Raw genomic sequence first — 19,426 nt, 5'->3', positions numbered from 1 at the left:
CCTTGCTCCGAAGCTTCCTGCTATTTGATCGCCTTGAACTTTTCTTCCATGAAGCGTTTCTGTATTATCCCTCACGTGATGACACTATCTAGTTGATCTTAAATTGCTTTTGCTTAATACTTTTTGCCCTGAGGGAAAAATACAAACTAATCTTCGAAAAATTTCATTGATAGCTCTGTTTCATCAAACACCCTCAAGAACAATTTTTATGGAGGAAAAATGAGAGCTGTACCAACTCGTCCAGGACGAACTGCTGAAGAGTTACGTTGGGAACTAATGATGAAGCAATACCAGTCAAGTGTGAGTATAGATGCCTTCAATCAAATAGGAGATCCAAGTGAAATCAAAAAAAAACTCACCTCTTATACTACTGAGCTGTCAGCCTGCAACCAGCAAACTAAGGAAGAGTTCAGCTGGGAATTAGCGATGACGGAGTACCAGTCAAGTGCTAGTACCAAGGTCTTCGATCAGATTGAAAATCCAACCGAAGTCCAACAAACACTCATCTCTTATATGACTGATCTATCAGGCAATAGCCCGCCAACAGACAAAGAGGTAAAGATCCATAAATATGAAGCAATTGAAGAAATGGTGCTAGACAATGTCTTCTGTTGGTTAACTGTGTTAAAAACTGCTTTTTGGCAAGGTAATGATGAAGTAAAAAATAAATTTGTAGAAAAGCTAAGGGGTAGCGACCTGGATCAGAAAATATCAGAAGATGATCTTGAGGGAGTTACAAGACTGTGGAGGTTGGCAAGTTCGGAAGAAGGGGTTGAGATTTTAATAGAGAATCCAGAACTACTAGAAGGTAGAAATCTAGATGCAGGTCCAACAAAGGGGCCAGATGCCGGGAAAACAGTTTTATGGTTTTTAGTTAAAGAACCTGAAGCAGAGGAAGAGATTCCTTTTGCCGAGCTAAAAGGTAGAAATCTAAATGCAGGCCCAGTAAAGGGACCAGATGTCGGGAAAACAGTTTTATGGTGGTTGTCTGTGAATTCTCCTGAGAGTTTAATAGAAAATCCAAAGTTGTTAGACGGCAGAAACCTAGACAATAGACCTCGAAATGGAGGAGCAACAGTTTTATGGTATTTAGTTAAAAGAGAATCTCAGCCTGGGATAGAGTTTTTCATGAATAATCCAAAGCTGTTAGAGGGATGTGATCTAAATGCAGCTCCAATAGCATATGGTCCCGAAGTGAGAGGTACAACTAGAAATATTTGGCATTTGGTTGACCCCCAGTCCTTAGAGACGTTTAAAGAAAGCGAGGTTGATGATTCTGGAATGACTGTTATGTGGAATTTAGCTCAACACGAAGATAGTGCAAAGATCTTTAACGAAAGGTTAGGTTGGCTTTGCGATGTAGACTTTGATGTTGGCCCGAAATTATATATGAATGAAAGGTTAGTAGCTAACGGTTTGAGTCCTAATCCAACACTTCGGCAAGAATTGGAGAAAAAAGAATCCTGGAAAAAGATTTTTGAGCAACTGGAAGTTAGGGATCAGATAAAAGGAGATTCACCCGAATCTTCAGGTGAGAAGAGAAACAGAGAAGACGGTGACAGTCCTGAGAGGAGTGGGAAAAAAAGAAAGGTGACAAAGTGACTTTTTTGAATCTATAGAAGTTCCCTAATCGGAACTGAATGGAGTTAAAATTTTTTTTACCGCTCACTTTAGTCTCACATAGCTTTCTATTGGATTTGACTTTGACTCTGAGTATCTAAGTCGCCATTGGCTTTTAAAGGAGGGACTAAAACTGAGACTCCATGATAAGATGGAGTGATGTTACGGGAAAAATTTGCGTCACTTAAATCTGAATTGCAGAGCTACTCTGGTGTTGAGAGGCTGATTGTCCTCTGTGCAATGATTTGCAGTTTTTGTATCACCTCTGAGTACGCAGTGACAAAACCGACGAGCAATTCGATTTTTATTGCTCATTATACGGTCAAATGGCTTCCCTATGCTTGGCTGGCGACTGTCCCTCTCAACCTCCTTGTTGTCAGCCTTTACAACCGCTTCCTTCCCATTTTGGGGTGTTTTCGCCTTTTCTTACTTACGGTTGGTCTGACTGTAGGGATGAACGCTCTCTCTGCAACCTGTATTGGAAAAGTCCCGTTTCTGCCGTTTGTTCTCTACATCTGGAAGGACATCTATGTACTCCTCATGTTCCAGCAGCTTTGGTCGGTCATTCACGCTATGACCAAGATGTCTCGGGCTAAATATCTCTATGGGATTTTGTTTGGAGTTGGCGGTATTGGTTCGATTTTTGGAAGCATGATTCCAGGGTTTTTTGCCGTGAAAATAGGGTCAGAGCACCTACTTTTTTCTTCGATTCCCATCTACGCTGTCTTTGTCATCGCTTACTTTTTCCTCCTCAAGAACAGCGGATTTCTCCACTCGCATAAAGAAGATGAAAAACTCCGGATGGGGCCGAAACATACATCCCAAGGATTTCAGCTGATCAAGAGCTCTCGTGCCTTAAAATTTATCCTATTAGTTGTTGTTTTGATGCAGCTATCAACCACAGTCATGGACTATCAATTCAATACGTTTTTGCAGTTCAAAATTCCTGACCAAGACTTGCGGACAGAGTTTTATGGCAAGCTTTGGGGGATGATCAATACTTTGAATCTCTGCTTGCAGTTTGTGGCCTCGTTTTTGCTCGTCCAGTTTTTAGGATTGAGGCGGAGCCATATCTTGATTCCAGGGATTCTCTTTGTCAATGCAATAGGGTACTTAATGCATCCGACGTTTGCGATGATCACCTATTCATTTTCCGTCATCAAAACCTTTGACTACTCCATTTTCAATATTATCAAAGAGATGCTCTACGTTCCTCTTAAGACCGAGGAGAAGTTTAAAGCAAAAGCCATCATTGATGTTTTTGCTTACCGGAGTGCCAAAGCGTTAGCATCTGTTGTTGTAATCGCCTTGCAGATTTTCTGCCCACTGCAACTTCCTTATGCATTTTCTTGGGCTCATGTGATTCTCTTTTTCATTTGGATCGCCGCAGTGATCTTTCTGCTTAAAGAAGAAAAACCAGAAGAAGCAACTCTGGCCTTTTAAATCTCAACTCCGTATATTTTTCTATTTTTTAAGCATTAAGAAATCGGAGCTCATCCATGCCGGAGATCACACGGTCATTTGATAATGGGGAAGAAATCGTCGAAGTCGATATGGATCCCAAAGACATTTTGCATAATCCCATTTTAAACAAAGGAACAGGATTTACAGAAGAAGAAAGGATTGATCTGGGCATTCATGGCCTCCTTCCTTACCACACTTCGACAATTGATGAGCAAGCCGAGAGGCGCTATGCAAACTTTTGCTCTAAAAAATGCGAAATCGATAAGTATTCGTTTTTGATGAGCCTTCAAGATCGGAACGAGACCTTGTTTTTCAACCTCGTTTCGAAGCATGCTGAAGAGATGCTTCCATATATCTATACTCCAACTGTTGGCGATGCTTCCTTAAACTTTAGCTATCTTTATAATCAGAACCGGGGAATTTATCTCTCCTATCCCTATAAAGACCGCATGGATGAGATGGTGGCTTGTATTCCGAAGGATCGTGTCGATGTGCTTGTTGTCACAGATGGGGGACGAATTCTCGGTTTAGGAGATTTAGGTGTAGGAGGAATGGCGATTCCTGTAGGAAAACTTTCTCTTTATACTGCCTTTGGGGGAGTCCATCCAGATTACACCCTGCCTGTGATGCTTGATGTCGGAACAGACAATCCTAATCTCTTAAGCGACCCACTTTATCTTGGGTGGAGACATGAAAGGTTAAAAGGAGACGAGTATCAAGAATTTATCGACCTCTTTGTCAAAGCGATCACCAAACGATTTCCCAACGTCTTGATTCAATGGGAAGATTTTTCCAAGCAAAACGCACAACCCTTACTTGAACGCTACCAACATGATTACTGCTGCTTTAATGATGACATTCAGGGAACAGCGGGAGTTGTGACAGCGGGTATTTTAGCTGCAATTAAAGGAACAGACTCTGACCTAAGGCATCAAAGACTTGTCATCTATGGCGGAGGTTCTGCAGGGATTGGTGTTGCCCACTTAATTACACGAGCGATGGTCAAAGATGGCATGACTGAAGAAGATGCCAAATCACGTATTTTTGTTCTTGGACGCAATGGGTTAGCCCATACGAAGTCAGAAGGCTTAGATGACCTTAAGAAACGATTTGCTCAAGATTCCGCATTGATTGAAAAGTGGGGAGTGAAGAATATGCAAAACATTTCGCTTCACGAAACCATCGAGCACGCAAAGCCGACAATTCTCATTGGTACGTCAGCCCAGCCGGCATCCTTTACCGAGGAGCTTGTTGTGGAAATGAAAAAGCATGTCGCTAGACCCATCATTTTTCCTCTTTCAAACCCGACCTCTAAATCAGAAGCTCTTCCAGAAGATCTGATGAATTGGACGCGCGGTCAAGCGCTTATTGCAACAGGAAGCCCCTTTCCTCCTGTTGAATACGAAGGGAAAAAGTACACCATCGGACAATGCAACAACGTTTTCATTTTCCCGGGAGTTGGACTTGGGGTAATTGCAACAGGAGCCAAACGGGTCACTGATAACATGTTCTTAAAAGCTGCAGAAGTGCTTAGTCGCTTTGCTCCCATTCTGAATAACCCTTACGGTTCTCTTTTCCCTCGGATCAAGCAACTTCCCGCCATCAGTCGAGCGATTGCGACTGAGGTCGGAAAAATGGCAGTAGAAGAAAGAGTATGTGAAAACCCACCTGAAGATATTGAAAAAGCTGTTGAAAAGGCCTATTGGGTCCCGAAATATCCTAAAATCAAGAAAAAAAAGTGAACGCTTTTTCGTAATCGGGCTCTTGAGCAATTTCAGGGACGAGTTCGGTGTGAAGAACCTGATGATTTTCATCTAACACGAGAACAGCACGCGCCGAAATCCCCTGCAGGGGACCATCGAGGATTAATACTCCATAGTCTTCTGCAAATTTCCGATCACGCATCATCGATAAGGTTTCGATTTTTTTGAGCTTCTCAAACCCACAAGTCCGCTTTTGAGCAAAAGGAAGGTCTGCAGAAATGAAGAGGACGCGAATGTCGTTTCGAATTTTGAGTCTTTCTTCGAATTGTTTAGCCGATGTCAGGCACACAGGTGTATCTAAACTGGGAACGATTGAAAGAATGAGCTTTTTCTCTGCATAGTCTTTCAAAGACTTTGGTTTTAGATCAGTTGAAATCAATAGAAAATCGGGAGCTTGAGTTCCAACTTCTGGAAGACTTCCATTGGTATGTATAGGGGAACCTTTTAATGTAATCGTTATCATATCTTTACCATATGGAATTTTTTTCATAAGTTCAATTTTTTTCTTTGAAACTTATGTTAAGGTATTGTTAAGCTGCTATGAAAATTTCTTAAACTAAAATTTGAAAGACAACCGATGAAAGATCGAGAAGCTCTAAGGGGTTCTGCTAGCCGAATCACGTCTATTTTCTCGTCTAAAGACAATAGTGAAGAAGAGAAAAAGGGTTTTCGTGACAGACAAAAGTACATGCGTCTGAATTTTCTGATGCTTTCTGCTGTTCTCAAAGAAGCTAAAAAAACCTCAAAGAGAAAGGGAAAAAGACATTTTCATTCTTTCCTCTTTTTACATCCAAGATCATGAATTCGGACAATCCACACCTTTTGGAAATTACTAAACAGGCACATTCTTGTTGCATAAGTCAAGATCACCATCTCTTTCCATTTAAGCAGTTTTTCTTGCGTAATGAATTTACGATGAGAAGGGTGATCGAATGGCGCCTTTCAAAATACATCAAAAGCAAGGATCAGCTCAAAGACTTTGTTGAGGTAATGAAAGAGACGCCTCCCGATACCTTTCGCCGCCACCTTGTGACACTCATCGATCAAGAAGAAAAAGACGAAAGTGAGTTGACAAGAGAAGAAATTGAAAAAGCAGAGAAAGAGCAGGAAGCGAGATGGGACCTTTGGAAACACCATGCCGATGGAGATCCCTTCCGCGTTTCTCGGACTTAGTTCAGCTTTTCCGATTGATCCCAGTATCTGTCTGCATTTGTGAGTGCAGCGGTCATTCTCTCCCTTCCAACGGGGTTTGCGGAATGGACGCGCCATTTAAGACGAGGAATTTCATTTAGAAATGCTTTTTCCTCAATGAATTTAGCGACATCATATCCAGATCCAGCTTCTTCAGGACCTAAATCGTGATCAAGAGAAACCTCGGAAACTTTCCCTGTAGCTATCAGCTCAATGGCTTCCGTAGCTGTTGTGATCCATGTATCAAAACCTTGAGCGAGTTTTATCCTCTCAGGGGCTTCGAGCTCATCATCTAAAAAAACGCGCATCTATCCTTTAAAGTCCTCCCAATCTACAGTTTCTTCCTCGAGAGCATTCGTTACAACTTCTCGGTCAATTTCATCTTCTATGCGTTCAAATTCTTTCACGATTTCTAGGTCATCCAAAGAGACGAGTGCGATGGTATCGCCCCTATCGGATGTGAGAATGACACGTTGCCCATTCTTGACTTATGAGATCAAAAGATCATTTAATTCTTTATAGGTAATTTTCTTTTCCATGACCGAAATTTTAGAGTAAATTAGGAATACATGCAATCACAGGAGCGCTAGCCTGCAATCATTCCAATTCCTGCAATGATGAGCACGATCCCAAAGACTCGTCGCAAGATGTCTGTTGGCAGGCTATGTGCAAGTTTCACTCCCCAAGGAGCTGTGAAAAACGACACAATGCTGATCACAATAAATGCAGGAAGAAAGATGTAGCCAAACGTTCCTGGATAATCTGAAGAGCCTGCCCCTAAAAGGAGAAAATAGGTCGCCCCTAAAAGAGAAATCAGGAAGCTCAGAGCAGAAGAGGTACCGATCGCTTTCTTCATGGGGACGTGGTAGTGGGTTAAGATCGGAACATTGATCAACCCTTCTCCAATCCCTAGCATTGTCGAAATCGTGCTGACGGAGAGTGAGATTGCTGACAGGCCGAAAAATTTTGGCATTTTGCGTGTTTTTTTGAGCTCTTTTTCAGGGAGCAAAAATTTCAGACCTACGAGACATTCAAAAACTCCGAAGATGATTTGCAGCAAATGGCCAGGTAAAACCTTTGCAATCATGGCTCCCAAAAAGGAACCCACCACAACGCCTAAAGCCATCGGTTTGACAATGTCAAAGATCACCCCTTTCTTGCGGTAGTGGGAATACACGGAGGAAAGGGAGTTAAAAATCATGGCAGCAAGCGAAGTTCCGATTGCGAGATGCATGACAAGATCAGGAGGAGTTTTAAGAAAATGAAAGGTTAAAATTAAACAGGGGATGATGACAATACCTCCCCCAATTCCTAGAAGGCCTGCTAAAATTCCTGCGGCAAGACCTGTTGCGATGAATCCGAAAATCTCGATTCCAAAATACATTTGCTGATCCTTAAGTCGAGTTTTTTGTTGCAAAAACCTAAAAACATCGTTTATGAATGATAGATCATTCAATTTCAAGGTTTACGTTCATGTTGAGCCGAATCACAGTTTTTCTAGTTGCATTTTGACAAGCTTGTCATCTCTATTTTCAGATCTTTCCGTTAAACACACCGAGCATCCTTTTCCTGTCATCATTGATACAGATTGTGACTTGGATGACATGATGGCCATTGTCTATCTTGTGAAAAACCCTCGAGCTGAAGTGAAGGGAGTTACGACAGTTGGCGATGGGCTCTCTCGTTGGGAGTATGGGGCGCAGAATGTCCTCAATGTTTTAGAACTCATTGGTCACCCGCGGGTTCCCGTTTCTTATGGGGCGCGTGAGTCTCTCAGTCCTGTTGGGAGCTATCCTCCAAACTGGCGTCAACAAGCAGATGCCTTATCAGGAATCAAACTCCCACGCAGTTCTGTGCGTCCCATTGCAGAAAAAGCTCCTGAATTTATCATTGATATTGTGCAAAAACACGAAGAAAAGATTACGCTTCTTTGCATTGGACCACTGACAAATATTGCCCTAGCCTTTGAGAAAAAGCCCGAAATTAAAGACAAAATCGAGCGCATTTTTATCATGGGAGGGGCACTCCTTTCACCTGGGAATATTGAGGGGAGACCTATGGGTTTTAAGAACCGGGTGTCTGAGTACAACATTTTCCTCGATGCAAAAGCTGCTCAAGACGTGTTTGATTCGGGAGTTCCGATCACACTAGTCCCAATAGATGTCATTGAACATGTTCCAACAAAACCTTTTTACGAAATGATTGCTGAGAATCGCAAAACTCCCGCAGCCAACTTCGTGTATGAAATTCTCAAGCCTTCTGTAAAAAACAAAAAGCGCACGCGAGAGTATTTGTGGGATCCGGTTTCGGCTGTGCTTCTGACAAACCCCAATAGTGCGCAGTATCGAGACTTAAAACTCGTTGTTAACTTGCGCAAAGGCCCAGAATATGGGCGTTTGATTATGGGAAGTAAAGGGATGCCAGTTCGAGTTGTCACGCAAATTGACACAGATGCATTTTACGACATTTTTCTCAAGACGTTGAATCATCCGCCAAACATGCATGCAAACCACTCTCAAGCACTTTAAACGAAGATTTTTTGATTTTTTTGTTGCAAATTTCAATTACCTATTTTAAAGTTCACGTAAATTTCCAGTTAAAGCGAGATTAAACGAGATGGCTACTAAAACCGAATGGCAAACACTTACAAGAGTAGCTCAAACAGACTGTTTATCTGATGCGCCTTATTATGAAGCCACTCGTCTCGATAATAAGCCTGAAGGTCCTTTTTCTTTTTCTCTTCATGAGGATACTCTTAAAAAAGCGCCCACTTTCCAATACACCTCTCGCGTTGACACAACACTGACTTCACATTCTCCACAGCGCAAATCTGTGACAGGTCGTCCACCTTTGTTAAGTTCCTATCAACCCGAAACTCCCATCACCTATACCCAATCGAACGCTCCTCAGGAAAGTAAACCCGCCAAGTTTTGTAAAAACCTCGGCAAGATCTTATCGTGGTCATTCTGGAACATGGGTTGGCCATTCCTTAGATTCAGTGGTGGACTACTATGGAAATTAGGGCTACTGATTAAAAAACAAGCTTGGGACCGAAAGCCGCAACCTTTAACGCTTCCTGGCCGGATGGATGAAACTCATCCAGGTTGGGATGTGCAAGCGCAGCAACTCGCTTATGAAATGGCAACGCTCAAACCCTGCTTCGTTGCGATTCAGAAGCAAAACCCAAGCTACCCCATCAAGTTTGCTTTGCAGGTCACTTTTCAAGATGGGCCTAAAACTCAAACAGTTTTAAGTTCTCTACTCATTCAAAACACAAAAGAATGGGGAAATCTTGCCGGTTTTGTGGATAATCTTTATCCACAAATTGTCCATATGATAAAAGAGCTTCCTGTTTCGAACGATTATTCCATGGAAGTTGCATTTGTTGCACTTTGTGAAGATATCTCTGATGAAGAAAGTACATTTTCAATCTACCAAAGGTCTAACACGTACTCTAATGGGATTGATGCAAGTGATCTTTTATCTGATGTTAAATCAATTCAATGCACAAATAATGAAGTCGCTGAGACTGTCAGTTCGGTGAGGGGAGTTCAAGCAGCTATTTCTTGGCTACTTGAGGAAGAATGGAAAGTTACAGGAGAAATTCTGGCAACATATCAGAAGGGAGAAAGCGATCCTATACCTTTGCTTATAGAGCAGAGGTAAAAGAAGGCGAAGGGGAAAAGATTCCTTAGTCCATACCTCAATCCAATTAAAGATGGGCTAGCTGAGAGGCTAGCCCTTCTTTATAATCCAGTAACTTTCATATTTTAAACTTTAATTTTTAACAGTTTAGTTGTTGAAATCAATCATTCTGTTTTATATAATTTCTGCGATTTTTAAATTTTTCAATGAGGACATGGATTATGGCAGTAACTACAGTTAAAAATTTTGCCCAGATGGGATTAGAGACTGCATTATCGACGGCAGTTATGACGACGGCAGTGCAAGAGAGGCTCATTAATGCACCTGAGGATTTAGTAAGCAACATCGTACCGATTGCAGGAATTTTTTCTGGCACCAATACAGCGTTAGCAGCAGTCATGGGAGTGCATGAAAAACCTAAACTGGTTCAGGTGGCTTTTCCATTTTTCTCAGGATTGGTTGCAACGGGAGCGTTAGTTGCTCTGAGTGCACCTGTTACAGAGCTTATGAGTGCATATGTGATTTGTTCATCAATGCTTGCAGGTGTTGCCTTACTTAAAGTGATTGCAAAGGCCATTCTTAAAATGGATGCAGAACCGAAAGAGGAATCAAAACCTGCGCGAGTTTTCAGCTATGTTGTCGTTGGTGCTACGACTTTTATTCCCGCAATGTACGGTGCAAGATTCTTTGGAGACAACTTGGGTAATGGAATGCTGGCTCTTATGGGACTTTTCTTTGGCCTGGCCCAAGTGTGCGTCACAAAACTTTTAGGTGCACCTCAGCAAGAAAGCCGTTGGCTTCATGCGTCCTTACCACTAATGACCTCACCCATTCCATTGGCTATTATAGGCTCTATGGCACATAATTTGTCACCTAAGTTTCCGGGGGCAGCTGCTGTCATTACAGCCACATCAATTCTCACAGCTCTAGTCGGAACCGTTGCATCACGTTACTTTGCAAGACAGCCGCAAGTAGAAAAGCAACCAGCTGTAGATGAGAAAAAGGAGGAGCAGCTAGATCAAAGATCAACTTATCGCAGACCTGGTTTTTCGACGACACTCTCCTATCACTCTCGAAATGGTGGTATGAAATAAAGCGAAAAGCCCCAGAAGGGGCTTTTTTTTGTTTTGAGGCTTAATCAGCAGTTTCTTTCTATTGAGAACAATCATCTTCTCGTATACACTTTTACCATTTTTTAAATTATTCATGAGGGAAAATGAATTATGACAACATTTTTTATGAATCCTAAGGTGCAGACGGGAATAGAAATGTCTCTTACGACTGGTCTACTTGCGCAATTTTTTCGAGATGGTCCAAGTCAGGATATTGCGAGTCATTGTGTTCCGTTTGGAGCGCTCTTTTCAGGAGTTAATGCTGGTTTAGCAACGGTGCTAAGCGTTCATGAAAAACCTAAAATTGTCCAAGTGGCTTTTCCATTTTTCTCTGGATTAGCAGCAGCTGCATTGGTGCCTTTACTTGGGTTACCGACTACAGAATTGGGTGAAGTCTATATGGTTTCTTTAGTACTACTCACTGGTGCTGCCTTAATAAAGGTACTAGCAAAAAGCATTCTAAAAATGGCGGCAGAGCCTAAAGAAGAATCTAAGCCTGCTAGATTTTTCAACTACATTGTTGCCGGTACAGCATCATTCATTCCCTCGGGTATAGCTGGTTTGTGCGTGGCTCTTTTGTTTGGCCTAGAGCAAAAATCGGAAGGTTTTACAATGGGGGGATTCGCTGTTATAGGAGTTTTCTTTGGACTGGCTCAAGTGTGTGTGACGACTCTTTTAGGAGCACCACAAAAAGAAGGCCGCATGTTTCATGGGTTCTTGCCACTTTTTACATCAGTGTTTCCTTTCCTCAATATTGGGGCAATGGGAGGTGTGAGCAGTCCGAAAGTTGCAGATGAGATTGCCGTCATCACAATCACGTCACTTCTCACGGCTCTAGTCGGAACCGTTGCATCACGTTACTTTGCAAGACAGCCGCAAGTGGAAAAGCAACCAGCTATAGATGAGAAAAAGGAGGAGCAGCCAGATCAAAGATCAACTTATCGCAGACCTGGTTTTTCGACGACACTCTCCTATCACTCTCAAAATAGTGGTATGAAATAAAGTGAAAAGCCCCAGTAAGGGGCTTTTTTTGTAGGTTGCGCCAGCAAATGTCTTTTGCTACGGTAAGCTCATGCTGACTGAAAGACTCAAGCTTCCTTTTCCTCTCATTCAAGCGCCAATGGCCGGACCTGCCAGTCATCCTGATCTGACTGCAGCTGTATCGAATGCAGGTGGGCTCGGATCGTTTGGCGCAGGTTACTTATCTGCTGACAAGATACGCGAAGCCATTCATGCGATCCGTTTTCAGACAGAGGCTCCTTTTAACCTTAATCTTTTCGTCCCTGGAAAATTTGAAGTCAATGCAGCCAAGATAAAGGCAAGCATGGAGGCGATGCAGCCCTATTTTGAAGAGCAGATGTCCGTAGTGATTGAAGAAAAAGTTCCGGTGTTTAGTTTTACGTTTGGGATACCGGAAGAAAAGTGGCTCAGACAATTGAAAGGGGAGGGGACTGTTTTGATAGGGACGGCGACTCATTTAGAGGAGGCGCTTGCGCTTGAGCAAAGCGGTGTTGATTTCATTGTGGCGCAAGGAAAAGAAGCCGGTGGGCACCGCGGGACCTTTATTGGGAAGGAAGAAGATGCTCTGGATTCAACAGAAGTCTTGGTGAAAGAATTGAAACGGCATGTTCAAACTCCGATTATTGCAGCAGGTGGGGTCATGAACAGAGAAGATGTGAAGCAAGCGTTGGAGTGGGGAGCTTGCGCAGTTCAAATGGGAACAGCGTTTTTAACAACGCAGGAATGCCCCATTCATCCAAAGTATAGACAGATACTCCTTGCACAAGAAGAAGACAATACAAGGCTTACAAGAGCGTTTTCGGGCCGTTTGGCGAGAGGGGTTCGCAACCGTTTCTTAGACGAAATGGAAAGAATCAATGTGCCAGACTATCCGATTCAAAATGCCCTGACCCGTCCCATAAGGCAAGCGGCTAGTGCGCAAGCTCGCACAGAGTTCATGTCTCTTTGGGCTGGAGAAAGGGCATTTCTCTGTCAACAACAGTCAGTAGCTTCTTTGATCTGTTTCTTGTTTCGATAAAGCAATCCATTCGGGATCTTCATCACAGCTTTTAAGAGTGATTTCCACAACGTCTTTTTTGAGTTCCCAACTATAACTCGACTTGATCGTATATTTCCTGATAAGTTCGAGATATTTTTCTTGGTTTTCAGGCGGTTCTAGTAGAAGGTTTCGTCCATTGAGTTTGATTGTAGCGACGTCAAAAGCCTCTTTTTGGATCGAAAGGTCTTTAACAAGTTGAAAAACACCTTGAATGGCTGTTCGCCCCGCCGTCTCATTTAACTTCAGTGTGACCATAGCACTTGAGTCAAAGCTTCTTGGTGATAAGACAACGACAGATCCGGAGCGTTCCCTAGTATTTGGAGTTGAAACGGCCATCTTTTACCTCCTTAATGATGGGTTCATCCAAAACCACCAAAGATCTTAACGATGTAAAGTTTTTTTTTCACTAAAAAATTTGCTTTACACTTCTGTAAATCAAAATTTTAATAATTGACTAAAAGGGGGTTTTATAAGAAAATTATTAGATAATGATCGGGGTAGTATGGCTGTTAAATTCCTTTCTTCCGCTTTTAATTGTAGTAGAGAAGAGTGTTCTCAAATTCTATTTGATTCAAGACGTCGCACGGTCGCGGAGCGGGACGATCTATTAGATTTTCTCGATGTCGCGAGGTCTTCTCTTATTGAGATGTACTCTGGAAAAGAGATCAATTTAGGGTCTTCAGCCGGAAATGTTGTCAATGGAGTCCATTTTCCAGGGGAGCTCAATAAAGCGATTATTTTTCTTCATGGAAATGGGAGTTTTTATGAGTCAGCTGCAACTCGCCCCCTTCATTGGAAAGAATCTCTGAAAGACTCTTCGGGCAACACTCCACATTTACTCGTGTTCAATCCCAGTGGCACAGGGAAAAGCTCTGGATCGACAGAGCCGCAAACTGTGGCCGAAAACTTAGCGACAGTTTTTAATTATCTTCTTGAGCAAGGCGTGGATCCTAATCATATTGTCATTGCGGGTCATTCAATGGGAGCCTACTTTACTGCAATTGGAGCTCACCACATCCAAGGTTTGCATGAGGAAAAAAAGATCAACGTTTTATTGGATCGCTCTTTTTGGAATCTTCATTCCATTGTTGACTCAAAGGTTGAAAAGCATACGAAAGGAAGGCTGTCTAGCGCTTATCAAAAGTGGCAAGTCCATGCGGCTATTGATAAGATGGACTGGGCAAGAGATTCAATAAAGGCTTTGGAAGGTCTTAGAGGAAGAGTTTGCGTGGTGTATCACAAAAAAGATGGAGTGGTTCTTTACCCCAATTCATTCCACACGAAGTTGAGTCAATCTGAAAGGAATCGATCTTATCATTGTATTGAAATGGTCGAGGAAGATCCTGAAGTTTCTGCTCATGGAAAGTACCACAACCGAGAATACTATGAAGCTGAAGACAAGCAAGTTCTTGGTGAACTGAGAATCATGTTAGGAATGGAGCCAGAAGAAAGCGTGGCACAAGTCGAACACCTACTTCCGACGATAAAAGTTTAGCTATTATTCCCTTTAAACTCTAGCATCATACGGTCTATTGCAATTGCGAGTTGCTCGGGTTGCTTGTTATAGATTGCCCCCAGGATCTCAAAGTGCATCCTTTGGAGCTCACGATACCTTGTTTCTTGTGAAGAATCTTCGCTGAGCGCTTTCATCTCTTTTGCAATGTATTGCAGCTCGGTATAGTGCTGCTTGATCATTGGAAGTGGCTCCATGTAAAGATGATCATAAAACTCGGGTGAGATTTGCGCGAGAGCGATCACATTCTCTTCGAAATCTTCTGGAATTTCAAAGGTAGAAGAAACTGCTTCGAGCATGAGATGCAGTGCTTCGCGATGTGTCAAGGTTACGGGTTCCCCATTTACAAAGTAAATTCCATTTTCTTCAGGGTTTGCTAAGTCTTCAAGATTAATGGAGGCCATTTTCTGAGCATTAAGAGGAATCCCTTCAAGTTTTTTTGCCCAACTTGAGTTCAAGTAGACATTGCCTCGTAAAAAGTCGACTCCAAGAATCTTGTTTCCTTTTGACATTGCTGCTTTGAAACGTCCTTTGAGAAATGTCTTAGCGATGGTTCCTTCTTCGACGGTTTGGTCAGGAATATGCTCACGACTTCCGTATCGTGTGGTGTCATAGTACCGATCTAAACCAGAAGCTTCATCGGTTCCGATAAATTCTTCGATTTCATTTGGGACATCTTGTCCCATTGAACAAGCAAACTTAATGACGCTTTGGTTTCCATTTTCATCGGTATAGGCAACTACAGCATCTGTGTGGTCTGCGCCTCGAAGCTCTGTAGAAAGATCCCTCCATTTAATGGGGTCTTTGGCAGTTCCGGGAATCGGCAGTGTCATCCAAACATTTTGGATTTCTGAACCTACTGATTGTCCTTTGATTCCCATTCTTTCATCGAGTTCATGGCAAAAACGTTTTGCTAAGACACCGCAAGTTCCTGATTGGTATTTCGCGTGGATAGTGACAAGATCGGGGTTAAAGGCTTCATATGCATCTTCGAGGCTAAAGCTCGAATCGACTGTTCTTTCGCGTCTCACAAATTGAGCAAACTCTAAAACAAGAGCGAGATTGTTATAGTTGGAGTGGTCGGCAAGCTCGTTGTAAAGATCTTTCATTTCTTGAATTTCTGCTCTTGAAATGTGTTGACGACAGGAAACGTCCATTGGTGCTACCGCGCCGTCTTTAATTTCTAAACGTCCTTCATTGTTATAGCGAACTTCTAGGGTTCGAGGTTTTTCCCCATGATCAACAGAGATCTCAATTCTGCTGACTGTTGTTCCAGCGAGTTCTGGAGAAGGAAGCGTGAAATGGTTGTATCTCTCAACAAGAGTGATCAGTTGATCTCGTGTGGGTTCTAATTGATCGTGGGAGTCGTGAAAATCAGTTAAAATCTCTTCAAATGACTGAACATTGGAAAAATAAGTGCTAATGTGATTCGCAACAGCTGCAGATTCTCTTGCAGAGCAATTTGGTGTTGTCTCAAGGATGTGAGAGATTTCGCCTAGAGCATCTTCTGCAGAAACTTCTCCAGCAATAACTCGGCGAGAAAGATTGTTAATGGTTTTGACATTTGTTTGGTCAGAAGGTGTGATTAAAAAGGACTTGGCGTAGCTTCCCCAGCCTTGGGCATAGCCTTTAGTACGATCTAAAAAGGTCTCGTCTTCATGAGATAAGTTTTCATGATGGAGTAACTTGCCGACGATTTCGTGAATTTTGTCAGATGCTTCTTTTCTAGTTGGTTCTGTATCTTGATTTGAAAAAAATTTATTGAATAGCGGCAGTACCAGAACCGACATATAGACCTTCCTTCTTTTCCTTTCCTTAATTACATATTAACATATATACAAATAATTTTAAATAATTATTTAATATGTAAATTATTTAAAATTAACAGATTGTGAATAGTATTAAATATTTATAAGTTGTTGGTTTAAAGTGTTTTGTGAGTGTTAAGGGCTGAGAGGACTACTGAGTGATCAAAAGAGCGTGTCCATCAGGGTCTCTGACTAGAAACGCTTCATGGTAGTCGAGGTAGGGGTTTTGGAAGTTAAGTAACTTACGTACAAAGGTATTTGCTTTCACAAGGGACTGGTGCAATTCAGCAAGCTCTGGGGACTGAAGCCGAATTTGCCAGTGCCAAAGGTCATTGGCTCGTGTATCAGGGGGCATGTTACGCCCCGTTTCTGGGGTGAGATAGTCGAGAAGCTCGATGCCTGGGCCTTGCTCAGCACTTAGGGAGGTGATGTAAACTTTTGCTCCCTTCACTCCGGTGAGTTTTTCTCGTTCGGGACCGTAGTCCAAGCTATCAGCTGTGATTTTAAGGCCGAGGTGGTGATGATAAAACTCCAAGCTTTTTGACGTGTTGTTAATCGTGAGAGAAGAGTGATCAATGCCCAAAAAGAGTTGGCCATGGGTTTGTTGCCAACGGGGATTTCCTTTTCCTGCTGGGAACTGCATAAGCTCTAGTGGATGTCTATCAGGATCTCTAAAGTAGATGGCCTGGAGTCCGGAAGAAGCTGGGTTCCACTCAGGGAGTTTTTGAGGTTCTGGTGAAATGGTAACAATCTGATTTTTCAATAGAATGCCGTAGGCTTTATTCAAATCGCTGACCACAATGGCAATATGTTGAAACATACTGTCGTCACTTGCGAAATCGGTGGGAAGAGAGCGCCCTTTGGGTTTTTCAAACTCCATCAAGGTGAGTGTTTCTAACCCGAGTCTCAAACGGACGACATGAATACGAGATCCTTTTAAATCATAAAGAGTGTCGTAGGGCTCTCCTGAAACTTTGTAATCGGCGACCTTTTGAAATCCGAGTATTTTCGTGTAAAATGCAACAGAGCGGTCCATATTGCCGACAGTGAGGTCGAACGAAACGACAGCATTAATAGGCGGCTTTTCATGAGGGCGAGAAAAAATCTTCCCTTCAAGGTGGAGAGAGAGGAGGCAGAATAAGAAAAGGCAAACCCAGCGCATCGATAAAGTTCCATCTTCACTTATTTCGCATCTTATGAGGTCTGTCTCATTCTGCCAAGAGAAATCTTAAGGAAAACTTGCCCAGTAATCAGGGCAAATAGTTTCACCCAAAAAATCTGCTTCTGATAAGAGGTCAGCAATGCAAAGACTCACCAATTTTCCTACATCAAGTCCTAGACCAAGGTTTTGGGAGATTGAGACACCATTTTTAAAAATGTCCATGAGGCAATCATGTTGTGTTCCAACAAGTCCAAATTCCCGCAGTTTTTGATCGGATTCTTGGTTATGGTATGGGCTACAGTCTGTATCTTGGCTTTGTAAGATGAATAAAGCTGCTTTGTAGACAGATTTAAAAACTTGCTGTAATTGAATATTATTGTATTGCTTTCTCATCTCATCCACAGACAATGGATGTTTGATTTGGTCATCCAATAGTAAAAGAGGGTTTTTCTTATACTCTGATATTTGAAGATTATAGCTAGCAGTCATGGTTTTCTCCTTTGTTCCATCGGCGGGAAAGTATACTTTTAGGTAGGGTTCTGGTCAAAAGAAAATGATTTAAAAAAAATTAAAATGATTTGTATTGTTTATTTATTAAAACTACGTTGTTATAATTTATAAAGGAGTGAGGTAGGCATTAATTAGATTTAATAAGTTAATTTGGGAGGAAGCTGTGTCTACCACTGGAATATTCAGTCAAACTTTAAATTTTAATCTTCACGGTGATTCAGAGAAGGGCATAACGGCGATTGACGGTGTCGCTTATGCTCACTTTTATGAAGCCTCTTCTAAGTTGAGCATGGCGCAAGAGCAATCACAATCTCTTACGTCTAATCCACCTGCAACAATTAAGACGTTAGAAATAGATGGCGTGTCTGTCATTGAGTACCAGGGTATGGCGTTTCCGACGGGGCACGTCGTTCCTTTGGGGCAGCCAGAGGATATTGGAAATTACACGCCTTCAGAGGCGTTTGGCTATGCCATGAGAAATGCTGTGGCTTATGACGACGAAGCCTTTTTTCAGGAGTTGCTCAACGGATATCTTTATCTCTGCAATCAGACAACTCTTTACCGAGAGCAGATGGGACTTTCAGGAGACATGATCGGTTTTGGGTTGATTGGATGGTCGCCTAACATTGCTGGGATTCCAGCTGAAAAGGGTCCCTATGATGGTTTAGATACGAGTTTTGTTTCTTCGGCTTCTGATGCCGATGAAGACATCATTGGTGCCATGATTTTAGCTTACCAAAAGTGGCCTGATCTTGTGGCTTCTGATCCTCTTTCAGCAGGGCAGGGGACTGTCTCATCCATTTCACTCAATCAATTGATCGATCAGGCAATTGATAGCTTTGTGAGAAACGATTTAGGGGATTACCAGGTAACATTAAATGGGGAAACCCATTCTTACTACGCCATGAGCCTCGATAATTGGCAACATGACCCTGTCTATCCCGACTACTTTGATCCTCTCGAATTCACTGAAATGATTCAGTGGGTAGGAGCAGAAAGCCCCAATGGACAAGCGTTGATTCGAGCGGCTCAGGGAACCATGCAACTCGTCATTGATGTCCAAAAAGCGAATGGGGGATGGATGTCAGATACACCCTTCTATTTAGGTGGACCCAATTCGTTTGGTTATGATGCGGTTCGGATGCTCATGCGTTTTGGAGAGTATCTTCTCTATACAGAAAAGACAGGCAATGATCTCCTAGGCATCAAGGATCAAGTGGCGGCGAGTCTTTCGACTCTTGTCGAACGTATCTTCAGTCATGATGGGCAGTATTTAAGTTGGGGCGATTGGGACGATGGAACGCTGACATTCAATCCTTCAGGATTGGGCTATGGTCAGTTTACCGGACCACTGCTCGTAGCACTTGTAGGGCTTGAGCAATATGGAGCTCTTCCAGACGATGTTTCTCAAGATGACATTGAGAAAGTTGCTCATTATTTTCAGAATGACCTGACCCATTACAGCGTCGATTCAATGGGAGACTACCAGCAAAACTACTTTGCGATTCAACTTGCGCTTCTCAGTGAAGGCATTTTGAAGGAATATGCCCAAAATTAAGATCAATGGGCCACGTCTAGA

Annotated in this window: 18 protein-coding genes; 11 read left to right on the top strand and 7 right to left on the bottom strand. The window is 42.5% G+C overall.

What is annotated here, in order from left to right:
- Positions 1-276: 276 nt before the first annotated feature.
- From ACOOFG_RS06400 to ACOOFG_RS06390, 3 genes are all read left to right on the top strand, one after another.
- Positions 277-1,602 (top strand): hypothetical protein, encoded by a 1,326-nt coding sequence (locus ACOOFG_RS06400; protein WP_420420648.1) that lies wholly within the window; start codon positions 277-279, stop codon positions 1,600-1,602.
- 177 nt (positions 1,603-1,779) lie between these two features.
- On the top strand, positions 1,780-3,063 hold the full coding sequence (locus tag ACOOFG_RS06395; protein WP_420420647.1) for an Npt1/Npt2 family nucleotide transporter: 1,284 nt from the start codon (positions 1,780-1,782) through the stop codon (positions 3,061-3,063).
- A gap of 110 nt (positions 3,064-3,173) precedes the next feature.
- Positions 3,174-4,826, top strand: a complete 1,653-nt coding sequence (locus ACOOFG_RS06390; protein WP_420422674.1) for an NAD-dependent malic enzyme — start codon at positions 3,174-3,176, stop codon at positions 4,824-4,826.
- Here the strand turns inward: ACOOFG_RS06390 and tpx are convergent.
- Positions 4,810-5,310, bottom strand: a complete 501-nt coding sequence (gene tpx, locus ACOOFG_RS06385; protein WP_420420646.1) for a thiol peroxidase — start codon at positions 5,308-5,310, stop codon at positions 4,810-4,812. The two genes, ACOOFG_RS06390 and tpx, sit on opposite strands and share 17 nt — an antisense overlap.
- Positions 5,311-5,762: 452 nt before the next feature.
- Here tpx and ACOOFG_RS06380 point away from each other — a divergent pair, with 452 nt between their 5' ends.
- Positions 5,763-6,020, top strand: a complete 258-nt coding sequence (locus tag ACOOFG_RS06380) for a hypothetical protein (RefSeq protein ID WP_420420645.1) — start codon at positions 5,763-5,765, stop codon at positions 6,018-6,020.
- On the opposite strand, the gene ACOOFG_RS06375 is transcribed toward ACOOFG_RS06380, so the two are convergent.
- Both ACOOFG_RS06375 and ACOOFG_RS06370 read right to left on the bottom strand, forming a co-directional pair.
- Positions 6,017-6,346, bottom strand: a complete 330-nt coding sequence (locus tag ACOOFG_RS06375; RefSeq protein ID WP_420420644.1) for a cyclic-phosphate processing receiver domain-containing protein — start codon at positions 6,344-6,346, stop codon at positions 6,017-6,019. The two genes, ACOOFG_RS06380 and ACOOFG_RS06375, sit on opposite strands and share 4 nt — an antisense overlap.
- Before the next feature lie 278 nt (positions 6,347-6,624).
- Entirely contained in the window at positions 6,625-7,422 is a 798-nt protein-coding gene (locus ACOOFG_RS06370; protein WP_420420643.1) for a sulfite exporter TauE/SafE family protein, read from the bottom strand.
- 52 nt (positions 7,423-7,474) lie between these two features.
- On the opposite strand from ACOOFG_RS06370, the gene ACOOFG_RS06365 reads away from it, so the two are divergent.
- The 5 genes from ACOOFG_RS06365 (at position 7,475) to ACOOFG_RS06345 (ending at position 12,833) form a co-directional block, all read left to right on the top strand.
- Positions 7,475-8,566: a nucleoside hydrolase gene (locus ACOOFG_RS06365; RefSeq protein WP_420420642.1), complete on the top strand. Its 1,092-nt coding sequence runs from the start codon at positions 7,475-7,477 to the stop codon at positions 8,564-8,566.
- An 88-nt stretch (positions 8,567-8,654) separates the two neighbouring features.
- On the top strand, positions 8,655-9,704 hold the full coding sequence (locus ACOOFG_RS06360) for a hypothetical protein (protein ID WP_420420641.1): 1,050 nt from the start codon (positions 8,655-8,657) through the stop codon (positions 9,702-9,704).
- Positions 9,705-9,904: 200 nt separating this feature from the next.
- A complete protein-coding gene (locus ACOOFG_RS06355; protein WP_420420640.1) occupies positions 9,905-10,777 on the top strand; it encodes a hypothetical protein in 873 nt (290 codons plus the stop codon).
- 129 nt (positions 10,778-10,906) lie between these two features.
- Entirely contained in the window at positions 10,907-11,797 is an 891-nt protein-coding gene (locus tag ACOOFG_RS06350; RefSeq protein WP_420420639.1) for a hypothetical protein, read from the top strand.
- 70 nt (positions 11,798-11,867) lie between these two features.
- Complete coding sequence (locus ACOOFG_RS06345) at positions 11,868-12,833, top strand: NAD(P)H-dependent flavin oxidoreductase (RefSeq protein WP_420420638.1); 966 nt, start codon at positions 11,868-11,870, stop codon at positions 12,831-12,833.
- Here ACOOFG_RS06345 and ACOOFG_RS06340 read toward each other — a convergent pair.
- Positions 12,798-13,190 (bottom strand): hypothetical protein, encoded by a 393-nt coding sequence (locus tag ACOOFG_RS06340; RefSeq protein ID WP_420420637.1) that lies wholly within the window; start codon positions 13,188-13,190, stop codon positions 12,798-12,800. The two genes, ACOOFG_RS06345 and ACOOFG_RS06340, sit on opposite strands and share 36 nt — an antisense overlap.
- A gap of 166 nt (positions 13,191-13,356) precedes the next feature.
- Between ACOOFG_RS06340 and ACOOFG_RS06335 the strand changes: the two genes are divergently transcribed.
- Positions 13,357-14,349 carry a hypothetical protein gene (locus tag ACOOFG_RS06335; protein ID WP_420420636.1) on the top strand — a complete coding sequence of 331 codons (993 nt, stop codon included), beginning with the start codon at positions 13,357-13,359 and terminating at the stop codon, positions 14,347-14,349.
- Here the strand turns inward: ACOOFG_RS06335 and ACOOFG_RS06330 are convergent.
- The 3 genes from ACOOFG_RS06330 to ACOOFG_RS06320 all read right to left on the bottom strand — a co-directional run bounded on the left by ACOOFG_RS06330 (position 14,346) and on the right by ACOOFG_RS06320 (position 17,826).
- Entirely contained in the window at positions 14,346-16,157 is a 1,812-nt protein-coding gene (locus ACOOFG_RS06330) for a hypothetical protein (RefSeq protein WP_420420635.1), read from the bottom strand. The genes ACOOFG_RS06335 and ACOOFG_RS06330 overlap by 4 nt on opposite strands.
- Positions 16,158-16,326: 169 nt before the next feature.
- Positions 16,327-17,337: a VOC family protein gene (locus ACOOFG_RS06325; RefSeq protein WP_420420634.1), complete on the bottom strand. Its 1,011-nt coding sequence runs from the start codon at positions 17,335-17,337 to the stop codon at positions 16,327-16,329.
- 66 nt (positions 17,338-17,403) lie between these two features.
- A complete protein-coding gene (locus ACOOFG_RS06320; RefSeq protein WP_420420633.1) occupies positions 17,404-17,826 on the bottom strand; it encodes a hypothetical protein in 423 nt (140 codons plus the stop codon).
- Positions 17,827-18,010: 184 nt separating this feature from the next.
- Here ACOOFG_RS06320 and ACOOFG_RS06315 point away from each other — a divergent pair, with 184 nt between their 5' ends.
- Positions 18,011-19,405, top strand: coding sequence for a hypothetical protein (locus ACOOFG_RS06315; protein WP_420420632.1), 1,395 nt, complete (start codon positions 18,011-18,013; stop codon positions 19,403-19,405).
- Positions 19,406-19,426 lie beyond the last annotated feature (21 nt).

The sequence above is a fragment of the Simkania sp. genome (assembly GCF_965215465.1).
Lineage (GTDB): Bacteria > Chlamydiota > Chlamydiia > Chlamydiales > Simkaniaceae > Simkania.
This window is presented reverse-complemented; position numbering and strand designations above follow the sequence as displayed.

Coding starts and splice junctions, on each gene's coding strand:
- ACOOFG_RS06400 (WP_420420648.1), top strand. CDS start 277: ATGATGAAGCAATACCAGTCAAGTGTGAGTATAGATGCCTTCAATCAA.
- ACOOFG_RS06395 (WP_420420647.1), top strand. CDS start 1,780: ATGTTACGGGAAAAATTTGCGTCACTTAAATCTGAATTGCAGAGCTAC.
- ACOOFG_RS06390 (WP_420422674.1), top strand. CDS start 3,174: ATGGATCCCAAAGACATTTTGCATAATCCCATTTTAAACAAAGGAACA.
- tpx (WP_420420646.1), bottom strand. CDS start 5,310: ATGATAACGATTACATTAAAAGGTTCCCCTATACATACCAATGGAAGT.
- ACOOFG_RS06380 (WP_420420645.1), top strand. CDS start 5,763: ATGAGAAGGGTGATCGAATGGCGCCTTTCAAAATACATCAAAAGCAAG.
- ACOOFG_RS06375 (WP_420420644.1), bottom strand. CDS start 6,346: ATGCGCGTTTTTTTAGATGATGAGCTCGAAGCCCCTGAGAGGATAAAA.
- ACOOFG_RS06370 (WP_420420643.1), bottom strand. CDS start 7,422: ATGTATTTTGGAATCGAGATTTTCGGATTCATCGCAACAGGTCTTGCC.
- ACOOFG_RS06365 (WP_420420642.1), top strand. CDS start 7,475: ATGAATGATAGATCATTCAATTTCAAGGTTTACGTTCATGTTGAGCCG.
- ACOOFG_RS06360 (WP_420420641.1), top strand. CDS start 8,655: ATGGCTACTAAAACCGAATGGCAAACACTTACAAGAGTAGCTCAAACA.
- ACOOFG_RS06355 (WP_420420640.1), top strand. CDS start 9,905: ATGGCAGTAACTACAGTTAAAAATTTTGCCCAGATGGGATTAGAGACT.
- ACOOFG_RS06350 (WP_420420639.1), top strand. CDS start 10,907: ATGACAACATTTTTTATGAATCCTAAGGTGCAGACGGGAATAGAAATG.
- ACOOFG_RS06345 (WP_420420638.1), top strand. CDS start 11,868: ATGCTGACTGAAAGACTCAAGCTTCCTTTTCCTCTCATTCAAGCGCCA.
- ACOOFG_RS06340 (WP_420420637.1), bottom strand. CDS start 13,190: ATGGCCGTTTCAACTCCAAATACTAGGGAACGCTCCGGATCTGTCGTT.
- ACOOFG_RS06335 (WP_420420636.1), top strand. CDS start 13,357: ATGGCTGTTAAATTCCTTTCTTCCGCTTTTAATTGTAGTAGAGAAGAG.
- ACOOFG_RS06330 (WP_420420635.1), bottom strand. CDS start 16,157: ATGTCGGTTCTGGTACTGCCGCTATTCAATAAATTTTTTTCAAATCAA.
- ACOOFG_RS06325 (WP_420420634.1), bottom strand. CDS start 17,337: ATGCGCTGGGTTTGCCTTTTCTTATTCTGCCTCCTCTCTCTCCACCTT.
- ACOOFG_RS06320 (WP_420420633.1), bottom strand. CDS start 17,826: ATGACTGCTAGCTATAATCTTCAAATATCAGAGTATAAGAAAAACCCT.